General features: G+C 38.0%; 12 protein-coding genes and 1 tRNA gene. 6 read left to right on the top strand and 7 right to left on the bottom strand.

The window, feature by feature from the left end; all coding sequences use genetic code 11:
• Nucleotides 1-227: 227 nt before the first annotated feature.
• The 5 genes from QE177_RS12470 to aspA form a co-directional block, all read right to left on the bottom strand.
• Nucleotides 228-303: transfer RNA gene (locus QE177_RS12470), tRNA-Phe, on the bottom strand.
• A gap of 123 nt (nt 304-426) precedes the next feature.
• Nucleotides 427-999 (bottom strand): transcriptional regulator, encoded by a 573-nt coding sequence (locus QE177_RS12465; protein ID WP_280550118.1) that lies wholly within the window; start codon nt 997-999, stop codon nt 427-429.
• Nucleotides 1,000-1,001: 2 nt separating this feature from the next.
• Nucleotides 1,002-2,762, bottom strand: coding sequence for a protein-disulfide reductase DsbD (locus QE177_RS12460; RefSeq protein WP_280550116.1), 1,761 nt, complete (start codon nt 2,760-2,762; stop codon nt 1,002-1,004).
• Between the two features lie 165 nt (nt 2,763-2,927).
• Nucleotides 2,928-4,244, bottom strand: coding sequence for an anaerobic C4-dicarboxylate transporter (locus tag QE177_RS12455; RefSeq protein ID WP_280550115.1), 1,317 nt, complete (start codon nt 4,242-4,244; stop codon nt 2,928-2,930).
• A 135-nt stretch (nt 4,245-4,379) separates the two neighbouring features.
• Nucleotides 4,380-5,804, bottom strand: a complete 1,425-nt coding sequence (gene aspA / locus QE177_RS12450; RefSeq protein WP_280550113.1) for an aspartate ammonia-lyase — start codon at nt 5,802-5,804, stop codon at nt 4,380-4,382.
• 381 nt (nt 5,805-6,185) lie between these two features.
• On the opposite strand from aspA, the gene QE177_RS12445 reads away from it, so the two are divergent.
• From QE177_RS12445 to QE177_RS12430, 4 genes are all read left to right on the top strand, one after another.
• The gene (locus QE177_RS12445; protein WP_280550111.1) at nt 6,186-6,689 is read left to right on the top strand and encodes an FxsA family protein; all 504 of its coding nucleotides are present in this window, start codon (nt 6,186-6,188) and stop codon (nt 6,687-6,689) included.
• A gap of 172 nt (nt 6,690-6,861) precedes the next feature.
• A complete protein-coding gene (locus tag QE177_RS12440) occupies nt 6,862-7,155 on the top strand; it encodes a co-chaperone GroES (RefSeq protein WP_280550109.1) in 294 nt (97 codons plus the stop codon).
• Nucleotides 7,156-7,202: 47 nt separating this feature from the next.
• Nucleotides 7,203-8,849 (top strand): chaperonin GroEL, encoded by a 1,647-nt coding sequence (gene groL / locus QE177_RS12435; RefSeq protein ID WP_280550108.1) that lies wholly within the window; start codon nt 7,203-7,205, stop codon nt 8,847-8,849.
• Nucleotides 8,850-9,219: 370 nt separating this feature from the next.
• A complete protein-coding gene (locus QE177_RS12430) occupies nt 9,220-9,561 on the top strand; it encodes a DUF4156 domain-containing protein (RefSeq protein ID WP_280550106.1) in 342 nt (113 codons plus the stop codon).
• A 61-nt stretch (nt 9,562-9,622) separates the two neighbouring features.
• On the opposite strand, the gene epmB is transcribed toward QE177_RS12430, so the two are convergent.
• Nucleotides 9,623-10,645, bottom strand: a complete 1,023-nt coding sequence (gene epmB / locus QE177_RS12425) for an EF-P beta-lysylation protein EpmB (RefSeq protein ID WP_280550105.1) — start codon at nt 10,643-10,645, stop codon at nt 9,623-9,625.
• 44 nt (nt 10,646-10,689) lie between these two features.
• On the opposite strand from epmB, the gene efp reads away from it, so the two are divergent.
• Complete coding sequence (efp, locus tag QE177_RS12420) at nt 10,690-11,256, top strand: elongation factor P (protein ID WP_026823010.1); 567 nt, start codon at nt 10,690-10,692, stop codon at nt 11,254-11,256.
• 184 nt (nt 11,257-11,440) lie between these two features.
• Here the strand turns inward: efp and cstA are convergent, their stop codons facing one another.
• Nucleotides 11,441-13,552, bottom strand: a complete 2,112-nt coding sequence (cstA, locus tag QE177_RS12415; protein WP_280550101.1) for a pyruvate/proton symporter CstA — start codon at nt 13,550-13,552, stop codon at nt 11,441-11,443.
• 389 nt (nt 13,553-13,941) lie between these two features.
• Between cstA and QE177_RS12410 the strand changes: the two genes are divergently transcribed.
• On the top strand, nt 13,942-14,346 hold the full coding sequence (locus QE177_RS12410) for a CesT family type III secretion system chaperone (protein ID WP_280550099.1): 405 nt from the start codon (nt 13,942-13,944) through the stop codon (nt 14,344-14,346).
• The last annotated feature ends 5 nt before the right edge of the window (nt 14,347-14,351 follow it).

Here is a 14,351-nt window from a genome sequence, read left to right as displayed (position 1 = left end):
AATGCAGCATATGGTACTGCTACCGGTTAGTTTAACCAGTACAACCAACAAAATGTAAATATCAACAGTGAGCGAGAAGGGTGTTTGTTAGCCGTAAATGCTGTTACTTGCTAGCTTGAACGTAACGACGAGTTACAAAGTGATAAGGTTACTTAAAGATGAACTGGGCACTCAAGTTTCTAACAGGGTATTGGCGTTGTCAGCTTCAATCTACCTGGTTGGAAACGTGGTGCCCGGAGGCGGAATCGAACCACCGACACGAGGATTTTCAATCCTCTGCTCTACCGACTGAGCTATCCGGGCAACGGGGCGCATTAAACCTTATTCCACCCAAGTCGTCAATGTATTTCCGGTAAAAAACGCTAAATTATGCTTATTTGCTGTTTTTTTGAACCAAAATAATGACTATCTTTTTTTACTTATTTTTTAATTTAAAGCATCATTCTTTCTGCACTTAGCCATCGTTAATATATCTTCTGCCAAGAGCTTGGCGATCAAAACATCTGCAATATTTCGCTTAACCAGTAATTTGCTCAGGCAACCTTCTAAAATCAGCTCCATTTGCTTAGCAACTTGTTCGCTGTCGTCTATATCTAGTTGCCTTAGTAGTTCGAGGCTAAAATTAAATGACAATTGTTTTTGCTGTTCACTCAGTTGATGAATAGGATGCTCTGGATTGGGAAAAATACTACAGGCTGCGATAAATAGGCAGCCAGGAAAGCGATTATCGGTAACTTTTTGGGCTAATTGGTTATAACGGGCTAATAGTTTTTCTTCCGGCGAAAGTTCGTCATTCAGTTGTAGCTGTCGTTGCCAGGTTGCAATCTGTTGACTATGGTAGCGTAAACAGTCATACAGTAGTGCTTCATCATTTGGCCAAAATTGACGCGACTGATTAACGTCAACGTTAAGTTTTTTTAGTAGAATCTCTATATTACCGCTAAGGCCCTGTTGTTCTAACAGTTGTAGTACTGAGTTCAGTACTTGCTCACGTTGCATGTTTATTTCCCTTGCCGTTGCGTAAGTTGTTCTAAATGCTGATAGAACATTTTGCTATTCATGAAACCATAAACCCGGGAATTGGGTAATTCGGTGCCCTTCTCATCATAAAAAATAATAGTGGGTAATCCATAGACATCCAGATATTGTAGAAGGGATTTTTGTTCAGCACTATTTTCTGTCACATTGGCTTGTAGTAATAACATATTATCCAGCTTACTTTTCACTTTAGGATCACTAAAGGTGTATTTTTCAAACTCCTTACAAGCGACACACCAGTCAGCATAAAAATCAAGCATAACAATTTTGCCACTATTATTACTGATTGCTTGTTTGATTTCCTGCCAATTTTTTACCTGGTTAAATTTTAAATCTAACGGATCTTGGGGTTGTGATATGGCAGACATTTGCCAAATTCCATTTTGTAGTGGTTGGGCTGCTATGATGGCTAATAGTAAAAATAACATCTGACCAATCCGTGCCCAGCCGCCATGTTTCTTAAGTAATAGAATCAGTGCCCATAGGCAGAATGAAGTAATTAATAAACTGGTTAACCGCAGACTCCAGATTTCGCCAAAAATTCGTTCGAGTAAGAAAATGGGTAATGCTAAGATCACAAAGCCAAAAGCTTCTTTGATATACTGCATCCAGGGACCGCTACGTGGAAGTAATCGATGGCCAAATAATATTATGCCAATGAGTGGCAGCCCCATACCTAATGCATAGAGGTAAAGTGTTAAACCGCCTATTAACATATCTCCGCTTTGGGCAATATAAAGCAAAATAGCACTGAGTGGCGCCGTGGTACAGGGAGAACAGATAAGTCCGGCCAGGGCGCCCATAATAAATACACCAAAATAAGATCCTCTTTTTTGGTGGTCGCTCCAATTAATCAGTTTTGTTTGCAATGAAGAGGGTAGCTGTAGGTTATAGAAACCAAACATGGAAAATGCCAGTAGAATAAACAGAGCAGAAATTATGATCAAAACATAAGGGTGCTGAAGCGCGGCTTGCAATGATAAACCAGCCGCTGCCACAATTAGCCCCAACAGGGTATAAGTGAGAGCCATTCCTTGCACATAACTAAAAGCTAACCAAAAGATTTTTATTACACTTTTCGGCCGTTGCTTACCTAATATAATACCTGAAATCAAAGGGTACATTGGTAAAACGCAGGGCGTAAACGCAACACCAATACCAAATAGTAGTGCCCATAAAGGTGAAAAGAGTTGTTCTGTTTTTTCGTGAGTCGTTTTTTTCGCTGACGCATTAGGGTTTGATTGAACAAATTTACTGCTGGCTGGCGATTTTTTTGTTGCAATGACGGAGCTAAGGGGAATAATTTTGGTTTCTGGTGGATAACAGTAGCCGGCCGCCGCACACCCCTGATATTTCACTTCAATACTGGCCTGGTCTGTGGCACGGATAATAGGAATGTTAATAACTAAATTATTATAATAAACAACGGTTTTACCAAAAAATTCATCTTCATGATATTTTCCTTTTGGTAATTGATATTTACCGAGCTTGGCATGGCTGGGCTGAAATTTGATCTGTTTTTGGTAGAGATAATAGCCGGGCTGTATTTGCCAATTCAATATCAATTTGTTTTCTTTTTGTTCAAAATCAAACAAGAAAGCTTGATCAGCAGAGAGCAAGCGATTCATTCCTCCGTTTTCAAAAATGGCATATGCTGTGGTTGATAAAAGGAATGTCCCACAAAGTAGTAGTAAGTAGCCTAAAACATGAAGACGTCTCTGCATAATAGATTTTAAAATAGGTGTTAAGTTTAAAATAAGATAATTATTGAACTATAACCTACTGTTTATGGATTGGAAAAGTTTTAGTGTCTAATTTTGCTTAAAGAATATTAATTATTACGATAAAAATTCAAGGACTTTAGGCCCTTGAATCGTATTTTAGTTAAGTTAAAGGATGATGCTACCAAACAAAAAGCCGAAAAGGACAGATAAGGAAACACCTATCGTGCCAGGAATAAAAAATGGATGATTAAACACAAAACGACCAATGCGCGTCGTACGGGTATCATCCATTTGAACGGCAGCCACTAAGGTTGGATAGGTTGGTAAAACGAACAGACCAGAAACCGCAGAAAAAGAGGCAATGGCGGTTAATGGACTGACGTTTAACGCTAATGCCATTGGCATTAACGCCTTAGCCGTTGCAGCTTGAGAATAGAGTAACGCAGAACAGATAAAAAATATCACCGCTAACATCCATGAATGATTATGAATAAGTTGGCCGGCAGTGGCTTTGATCCAGTCAATATTAGCTTGGACAAATGTGTCACCTAACCATGCTACGCCTAAAATACAGATACAGGCACTCATACCAGCTTTAAAGGTACTCGAATTTAAGATGGCTTCTGTTTTAACTTGGCAACTTAGGGTGATGAGGGTGGCTACACTTAACATAATAATCAGAATTGCATTGGTCGTATTCATTAGTGGTGTTTCAATTAGACCAAGACTGGGGCTATTAATCATGGCAAAAATAACCACACATATCACACCTAGCAGAAAAAATAATACCGACTTCTTCGCACCAGCTTTAATTTTTTTAGCCTGACAGCCCCTTAATTCTATTAATCCAGCGGCTAAACGTTGTTGATAAATTTGATCATCAGCAAGTTTAGAATCAAAGCACCAAGAAATAATGAATGACATCATTACAATAGCTAAAAAAGTTGCCGGTAATAGAATGGCTAGTAAGCTAATATAGCTAGTGGTATGACTAACCATAGCCGGATTTTCCATAATTGAGGCGATATAGACCACCGCAGCAGAAATAGGTGATGCGGTGATGCCAATTTGCGCCGCTACAACCGCTGTTGATAAGGGCCGACACGGTTTAATCCCATTTTCTTTAGCAACTTCAGCAATAACCGGTAATGTTGCTAATGAAATATTACCAGTACCGGCAAATAAAGTCAGAAAATAGGTAACGATTGGCGCTAAGATGGTAATGTATTTGGGGTTTTTACGCAGTAGTTTTTCTGTCTGATCAACTAAATAATCTAAACCGCCGGCAATTTGCATGGCAGAGATAGCCGCGATAACAGCCATAATAATTGAAATAACATCATAGGGTATGGTTCCTGGTTTTACGCCTAACATTGCCAGCATCAAAACACCAAGACCGCCAGCAAAGCCTATACCGATACTTCCTAGTCGTGCTCCCAGAAAGATGGCCAGCAGAACAATAATAAATTCTACGGCTAACATAATGTTTACTCCTTAATATAATTGATAATATTTTGTTTATTTTTTGTATAAACCGAAAGTAAAAGGCACGCTTCTTTGAGAGAGAGCGTGCCTTAAAAATTAAGACGAATTAATTTTTATAATTAACATGCTAATTTAATCATCATAGCGTTTCGCTTTATATTGAGGATTTTTTAGATTTTCAACAGAGAAAATATCGTCTAATTGCTCTTCTGTTAGTAAACCTCGCTCTAATACCACTTCTTTAACATTTTTACCTGTTTCAGCGCATATTTTTCCGACGATATCACCATTATGATGACCGATAAATGGATTAAGATAAGTAACAATGCCAATAGAATTAAAAACATATTTTTCGCAAATTTCTTTATTGACGGTAATACCTGTAATACATTTTTCCAGTAAATTACGGCAAGAATTATTCATTAATGAAATAGATTCAAAAATTGCTTGGCCGATTGCCGGCTCCATCACATTCAATTGCAATTGTCCTGCTTCTGCCGCGATAGTAACACACGTATCGTTGCCAATAACTTTGAAACAGGCTTGATTGACAACTTCGGGAATAACCGGATTGACCTTAGCTGGCATAATAGATGAACCTGCTTGCAGCTCAGGTAGATTTATCTCTTTTAAACCAGCACGCGGGCCGGAAGAGAGCAGGCGAAGATCATTACAAATTTTTGATAGCTTAACGGCTAAGCGTTTTAGCCCCGCATGCACTGTAATATAAGCACCGCAGTCGGAAGTTGCTTCAATTAAATCTTCTGCCGGAATGCAGGGCAATTCGGTTACTTCAGCTAATTTTTTTACCACTAATTCTTGATAACCGGCAGCGGTATTGACTCTGGTTCCGATTGCGGTGGCACCAAGATTAACTTCGAGTAATAATTCACTAGCGCGATGTAAATTTTTTATTTCTTCTTTTAATAATGTGGCAAATGCATGAAATTCTTGTCCTACAGTCATAGGAACCGCATCTTGTAATTGGGTGCGACCCATTTTAAGAATATCTTTAAATTGGTTGGCTTTTTGTTCGAAACCCTCTTGCAGTAGGGTAATTGATTTAATTAAATTAGTAATAGAGTTATAAACGGCAATTCGAAAACCGGTTGGATAGGCATCGTTGGTTGATTGGCTTTTATTTAAATGGTCATTGGGATCTAAATATTGGTAGTCACCTTTTTTATGCCCCATTAATTCAAGACCAATATTAGCCAGAACTTCGTTAGTATTCATATTTAAAGATGTACCGGCTCCCCCTTGAAAGACATCTACTGGAAACTGATCCATGCACCTGCCTTTATTTAAAATTTCGTCACAGGCATTAATAATTGCATCCGCTTGTTTTTGTGGAATGGTCTTTAATTCTTTATTTGCCATTGCCGCTGCTTTTTTTACCATTACCATTCCACGAATAAATTCGGGTACATGATTAATAGTTCGGTCGCTAATATAGAAATTCTCGATCGCACGCAATGTATGAATACCATAATAGGCTTCAGCAGGTACATCTCGTTTACCTAATAGGTCTTCTTCAGAACGGATACTTTTAGACATACAAACCTTCTTAAAATTAAATAGCGATTTACTAACTGAATATGTAATGTAATAGTAAAAATGAGATATATTAACGTCAGATTTGAAATTAATAACTAAGATTTTAATTATAACCGTGATATATATTCCGAAATAGTGGTACAGTCAAAATATGGAATACTATATGTGCATCTTAGTGAATTAAATATGATATGTGTGATCATATTCACATAACCCTTTAAAAACATTAAAATTTTTTATCATTGAAAAATATATGATAGATCTGCATCATATAAGTATTATCGGTTTAAAAAGCAAATATCGTGATATTGGTTTTTTGAAGACAATTTATCTTGCTAAGTCAAGAGGCTAGCGTTTTTTAGCAAATATTAGGAGAATTGTATGCGTTGGTTTCCATTCATACTTTTATGCCTGTTAATTTATATAGAAGCGGTTATTTTTGTTAGGGTTGCTGAGAGCATCGGTGTATTAACCACCTTAATATTAGTCGTTTTAACTTCATGCCTTGGCATTTCTTTAGTAAAAAGTCAGGGAATTAAGAACTTATTGTTAATACGTCAAAAATTAGCTGATGGTGAAAATCCGGCCGAGGAAATGATTAAGAATGTGGCCTTAGTAATTGCCGGTATTCTGTTAATTTTACCCGGTTTTTTTACTGATTTTTTAGGTTTGTTATTACTATTTCCTCCGATCCAAAAACTGATAGTCATGAAGCTTATGCCGCACATTCGTTTTTATTCTACCGGGGCAGCAAATGATAATTTTAACCGTTCTTCAAAAGGGCATACTTATGAAGGCGAGTTTGATAGAAAATCTGATTCTCCACCAAACAGCATTAAACATGAAGACAAATTTTCCAAAAAAGAAGATCATGATGATAAATGATACTTACGATTTTGTTTTTTTGACTAGAAAGAAAATATGAAAAATTTTTTGTATACCCCCTTGAACTGATTTTAATTGACCCCATTTCGTCAAACAGGGTACTGGTTTAATAAGACATACTAGTATCGTCCTTATTTACTTTATATGGATTTTATTTATAGGAGATCTATTAATGAAGATACGTCCATTGCATGATCGGGTTATCATCAAGCGCGAAGAAGTTGAAGCTAAATCTGCTGGTGGCATTGTGCTGACTGGCTCTGCTGCTAGTAAATCAACTCGAGGCAAAGTGCTGGCTGTTGGTAACGGTCGCATCTTAGAAAACGGTGAAAATAAACCATTAGATGTGAAAGTTGGCGATATTGTTATTTTTAACGACGGCTATGGCGTGAAGACAGAAAAGATTGATAACGACGAAGTATTGATTATGTCAGAAAGCGATATTCTGGCAATTGTTGAAAAATAATTTCTCGCTTAGATCTTCAGAATGAATGAATTTAAAGGAAAGAAACAATGGCAGCTAAAGACGTAAAATTTGGTATTGACGCACGCACAAAAATGCTTCGTGGAGTGAACATTCTTGCTGATGCAGTTAAAGTTACTTTAGGCCCGAAAGGTCGGAATGTCGTTCTGGATAAATCTTTCGGCGCACCGGCGATTACTAAAGATGGTGTGTCTGTTGCGCGTGAAATCGAATTAGAAGATAAATTCGAAAATATGGGCGCCCAGATGGTAAAAGAAGTTGCTTCTAAGGCGAATGATGCGGCAGGTGACGGCACAACAACTGCAACAGTTCTTGCTCAATCTATTGTTAGCGAAGGTTTAAAAGCAGTTGCTGCTGGTATGAACCCAATGGATTTAAAACGCGGTATTGATAAAGCGGTTTCTGCGGCAGTTGAAGAATTGAAAAAATTATCTAAACCTTGTGCGGATAATAAAGAGATTGAACAAGTCGGTACGATTTCAGCTAACTCTGATAAAACCGTCGGTGAATTAATTGCTAAAGCAATGAAAGCAGTTGGCAAAGAAGGTGTTATTACCGTTGAAGAAGGTTCCGGTTTAGAAGACGAACTGGCTACTGTTGAAGGTATGCAATTTGATCGTGGTTATTTGTCTCCTTATTTTATTAATAAGCCAGATATGGGTTCTGCCGAATTAGAAAATCCCTATATCCTATTAGTAGATAAGAAAGTTTCTAATATTCGTGAATTATTACCTGTATTGGAAGCTGTTGCTAAAGCAGGCAAACCATTGTTGATTATTGCTGAAGATGTTGAAGGTGAAGCCCTGGCAACATTGGTAGTAAACAATCTACGTGGTATTGTAAAAGTTGCTGCGGTAAAAGCTCCCGGTTTTGGTGATCGCCGTAAAGCCATGTTGCAGGATATTGCTATTCTAACCAAGGCGACTGTTATCTCTGAAGAGATCGGTATGGAGTTGGAGAAAGCAACGCTAGAAAATTTAGGTCAAGCGAAACGCATTGTCATTAACAAAGATACTACCACTATCATTGATGGTGTTGGTGAAAAAAGCGAGATTGATGCCCGCGCCAAACAAATAGCACAACAACGTGATGAAGCAACTTCTGATTACGATCGGGAAAAATTGCAAGAGCGTATTGCCAAGCTGTCAGGCGGTGTTGCTGTGATTAAAGTGGGTGCCGCAACTGAAGTTGCAATGAAAGAGAAACGTGCTCGTGTTGATGATGCGTTGCATGCAACTCGTGCTGCAGTAGAGGAAGGTGTTGTTGCTGGTGGCGGTGTTGCTCTAGTTCGTGTTGCCGCTGCATTAGATAAGTTGAAAGGTGACAACGAAGATCAAAAAGTTGGTATTGATATCGCACTACGCGCGATGGAAGCCCCTATGCGTCAAATTGTTGAGAATGCGGGTGAAGAGCCAGCTGTAGTTGTTAACAATGTTAAACAAGGTAAAGGTAACTACGGTTATAATGCTTCAACGGAAGAGTATGGCGACATGCTTGACATGGGTATCCTGGATCCAACTAAGGTTACTCGTTCGGCTTTACAATTTGCTGCATCAATTGCCGGTCTTATGATCACAACTGAAGCTATGGTGACTGATTTACCAAAAGAAGATAAAGCTGATCTAGGTGCTGCTGCAGGTATGGGCGGTATGGGTGGTATGGGTGGCATGATGTAAGGTGTTAAGAGCCTAACATCGTTATCCTTATCACGAAAAGAACCCTGAGTTTAACTTTTGACTCAGGGTTTTTTATTATCAAATTTTTATCTGTTTGCTATTTAATTTCATTAAGAGTTTGCTATCGATTGATTAATTGCTTTCAGTCTATTTTTCACATAAGTTGATTTAATTTTGCGATAATATGATTTAACCGAATATATTTACTAGAATAGGGTAAAATATTGTTAAGACGATGGTACAGAATATAGATGGTCAAACTATTTGGCTGGATATTGGGTTGTTATTGATAATAAGCTTAATTTGGCAGAAAAATTCGGTAATGTAAGGGTTGATATTAATATATGGCTAAAAGTAAATGAGGAACAACATGCGAATTAAAGTATTGCTCGGTGTCACAGTATTAGTCTTGGCTGGCTGTTCGACAACCAATAAAATTACAACTGCGGGTGAAAAAGTTCGTTTTGTTAATGCCCAGCCTGGAAGTGAATGTCAGCATTTAGGGTTGGTTACAGGCACACAAAGTAATTGGCTTAGTGGCGTAAATAATGAGTCTAGTTCACTGCGTGGTGCAGCAAATGATTTACGTAATAAAGCTGCTGAGATGGGAGGAAATGTTATTTATGGAGCCAATAGCCCAACTGAAACGTTACTCTCAAGTTTTATTCCTACTGATAGTAAAATGATTGGACAAGTTTATAAGTGTCCATAACGCATGCTAAGCATGATCCTGAATAATATAGGGTCATGCGTTTAAGCCTTTAGCTAAATGGTTATTGTAATTGTAAATCAATCGGTGTTTTACTCAGTTTGCCACCTATTTCTCTGGTTAATCTCGGTACCAGATAACCTGAAATACGCGTAAGCAATTCTTTCATTATGATACGAGCCTCTTCATCCGTTACCATAAAATGGGCGGCACCTTGGACTTTATCTAATAAATGTAAATAATAAGGTAGTATTCCATTTTCAAACAGTTTATTACTTAATTTAGCTAGACAGTCAGCACTATCATTAATGCCGCGCAACAGTACACTTTGGTTTAATAAGGTAACATTTACCTGTTTTAACTGTTCCATTGCACGGCTAAACTCGCTATCAATTTCGTTAGCGTGGTTGATATGAGTAACCATAATAACCTGTAGTCGAGAAATATTGAAACGCTGGCAAAGTGTGGTGGTAATACGTGCAGGAATAACCACTGGTAATCGGCTATGGATCCTAAGCCGTTTGATATGAGGAATAGTTTCTAACTGTGATATCAACCAATCTAACTCATGATCTTTTGCCATCAAAGGATCGCCACCTGAAAAGATAACTTCATTAAGCTCAGTATGCCGTTGAATATAATTTAATGCCGTCTGCCAGTTTTGTTTGTTGCCTTTATTTTCTTCATACGGAAAGTGACGTCGGAAGCAGTAGCGGCAATTAATGGCACAGCCTCCTTTCACTAATAGTAGGACGCGATCCTGATATTTGTGCAATAGTCCAGGAATTGGACTATGGTGTTCATTTAATGGGTCAGCTGAAAATGTTGGTGTAAGATTAAATTCAGATTTTAAAGTAATAACTTGCCGTAAAAGAGGATCATTAGCATCACCGATCCGCATTTTTGCGATGAAAGGGTGGGGCACACGTAGTGGAAATAAAGCACGAGCGGCACTGCCGGCACGCAATTCCGGGTTATTTTGTAGTGACAGTAATTGTAGCAATTCGTCAGGATCAGTGACAGCTTCTGCAAGTTGTTGTAGCCAGACTTCTCTGGCGGGGCTTTTTTGAGTTACAATATTAAACATTTTTTGGCTATGCCATTTTTACTTAAAAAATTTAGAGGATTTCCATGGCTACCTATAGTACCAATGAATTTCGCTCAGGTCTTAAAATCATGTTAGATGGCGAGCCTTGTGCAATTGTTGAAAGCGAATTTGTCAAACCAGGCAAAGGGCAAGCATTTGCTCGCGTACGGATCCGTAAATTAATTTCTAATAAGTTATTAGAAAAAACATTTAAGTCAACTGATTCTGTCGAAAGTGCTGATGTTATGGATCTGAACTTGACCTATCTATACAATGATGGCGAGTTTTGGCATTTTATGAATAATGAGACGTTTGAGCAACTAGCTGCTGATGAAAAAGCGGTCGGTGACAATGCAAAATGGTTAATTGATCAAGCCGATTGCGTTGTTACATTATGGAATGGACAGCCTATTACTATCACGCCACCAAATTTTGTTGAACTGGCAGTGGTTGATACCGATCCAGGTTTAAAGGGGGATACAGCAGGTACGGGCGGAAAACCAGCAACATTAAGTACAGGCGCAGTGGTAAAAGTTCCGCTATTTGTGCAAATTGGTGAGGTAATTAAAGTTGATACCCGCTCCGGTGAATATGTTTCCCGTGTGAAATAATATTTAGCTCATCTACCACTTTTAGTTGTAGGGTGTTTGTTAACAACCAATAGCGTGATAGAACCGTTATTTTTTATTGCTAATAATAGCCTGAAAATTTCAGGCTATTTTTGTTTTAGTGATATTTTCTATTATCTTAATTATTGGTTTGTCTATTTGCTATTAGCCATTAATAAGCATGGGTTTAGATATTAATAATTCGCTGTGAATTAACGACCACATTCTCATTATTTATTGTTATTGCTAGGTAGGGCGTTTCACAGCTGGTTGGGGTAGCTGATTTTAGTGCGGTTAAAATCGTTCTGATTGAAAACAATGCTAATATCACCACCGTGATCATAAAGAAAATAGTTAATCCTGCATCCACGCGATTATTAAAAACCAATTGCACTAATTGAGATTGGCTGTAGTGGGGCGGAATATTGCCGCTATTGATTAGCGACTGAAATTTGTTGGCAATAGCCAAAAAACCGATACTACTGTTTTTACTAAATATTTTCTCCCAACCAGCTGTCATGGTACAAATGATAAGCCAACAAGTAGGTAATAGAGTTACCCAAGCATAGATGTGTCGTTTCATTTTAAATAAAACGACGGTACAGAGCATTAACGCCATACTTGCTAACATTTGATTGGCTATACCGAACAGTGGCCATAATGTATTAATACCGCCTAATGGATCGACTACGCCTTGGTAAAGAAAATATCCCCACGCTAATACACAAAGAATGGTGGCAATAATATTGGCAGGTAATGAATCTGTTCTTTTCAGTGCTGGTGATATAACACCTAATAAATCTTGCAGCATAAAGCGCGCCGCTCTTGTTCCTGCATCGACAGCGGTTAAAATGAATAACGCTTCGAACAGAATCGCGAAATGATACCAGAAGGAGACATTAAGTATACCGCTAAATGCACTATGTAGTATATAAGCTATTCCGACAGCCAGGGTTGGTGCACCGCCTGCCCGTGAAATGATAGATTGTTCTCCAACTTCATTGGCAATGTTGGTTAAGGTTTCTGGTGTAATATGAAATCCCCAGCTACTGATTATTTGCGCTGCGGAAGCCACTACGTCCGTGGTACCAACAGGCGCTAACATTAACATTGGACTATTCATCGCAAAATAGACAGCTGGATCGATGATACAAGCCGCGATTAATGCCATGATAGCGACAAACGACTCCATTAGCATACCACCATATCCAATCAAACAAGCCTGATTTTCATTGGCTAACATTTTTGGTGTGGTACCTGATGCAATCAAAGCATGAAAACCCGAAACGGCGCCACAGGCAATGGTAATAAAGAGGAAAGGAAATAGTTCACCAGACCATACTGGCCCATTGCCATCAATGAACTGGGTTAGTGCGGGCATTTGTAACGTAGGGCGATTAATGATAATACTGATAGCCAGCCCAATAATGGTTCCAATTTTTAAGAAAGTTGATAAATAATCTCGCGGCGCCAATAGTAACCAGACTGGTAATACTGCCGAGATAAAGCCGTAAATGATCAATAACCAGGTTAGCTGAATACCATCGAAATCGAAATAATAGGCCCAACTTTCACTTTTAGTCACCCATTCACCTGAAAGAATAGCAAAGATTAACAAAGTAAAACCAATAATTGAAATTTCACCAATATGCCCAGGACGGATATAACGGTTGTATACCCCCATAAAAATGGCTAGTGGGATGGTAAAGGCCACAGTGTAAGTTCCCCATGGGCTATGGATTAAGGCTTTTACGACAATCATCGCTAGAACAGCAAGAATAATCACCATAATCATGAAGCAGGCAATAAGAACTGTGATCCCTGCGATATTGCCCATTTCTGTTTTTACCAGTTCACCAAGTGAACGCCCATCACGGCGAGCAGAAACAAACAGCACCATAAAATCCTGTACGGCACCAGCAAAAACAACGCCAGCCAATATCCATAGCATACCAGGCAAGTAGCCCATTTGTGCAGCAAGTACTGGTCCAACTAACGGGCCAGCTCCGGCAATGGCGGCGAAATGGTGACCAAATAAGATTTTTTTATCCGTAGGCACATAATCTAAGCCATCATTATAACGCACAGCGGGTGTCATACGCGTTGGATCGATGCGAAGAACGTGATTGGCGATATAGCGCCCATAGTAACGATAGGCAATTATGTAGATACAAACTGCGGCAATAACAATCCATAATGCATTAATTTGCTCACCTCGATTGAGGGCAATATAACCCAATGAAAAGGCACCCAGCAGAGCAAAAATAATCAAGCTTAGCGGTTTAATAACGTTATTCATATTAGCTCCATCTAATGATGTTATTAGTAAAAAAGCGATGATCGCCATTTTTATAATCTATTTTGCTTAAAGCTCAACTTGCTGAAACGTGCTAACCGATGATATGTAACAATTATTTTGCATAATTGTTAATTTGATCACTTTCTACTATGTGTAAAACAGGCGAGTTGTATCGTTTTTTATTTGTAACTAATAATTATTTTCTGTAAAAGGGGATAATTAATAATAATTAATTTTTCAATGTTTAAATGGACTATTTATTCTGCTTTATTAATTTAGATTGAGCGGAATTAAATAACATTTTTTTATTTTATTTAATAAATAATGAGAATAACGCTAAATAAAAGCGGTGAGTAAAGAAGTTATTTATCGATAAGAGGTATTGTTTAGTGCATCAACTTGCTATTTTCCACCAAAAAGTATCATCACTTTTTAATCATATTGGTCTGGAGCCAATAGAAAAAACATCCAAACAGGAAGCTTTTAGTTTAACTATTGATAATAATTTTCGCTTTTATCTGGGGTTAATCAACCAGTTTGATTGGTATATTTTTACTGATTTAGGTCATATAAATGAATTAACGCAAAAAAATATTACCCTGCTATCTTTATTGCATTTTAATAATTTGACCCAGCTACGTTGGCAACCCGTTGCCGCACTTAATCAAGAACAACATCTTATATTATGGGTGAGACTGCCTTTATATGAGATCAACGAGTATGAAATTGTTGATATTTTTGAATTATTACTTGAAAAATCAGAACAATGTGTAGCTGAAAAAATAATAGATTAACTTAA

Source organism: Arsenophonus sp. aPb (assembly GCF_029873475.1).
GTDB lineage: Bacteria > Pseudomonadota > Gammaproteobacteria > Enterobacterales > Enterobacteriaceae > Arsenophonus.
Note: the sequence above shows the minus strand (reverse complement) of the source record. Positions and strands in the feature narration are given on the sequence as shown.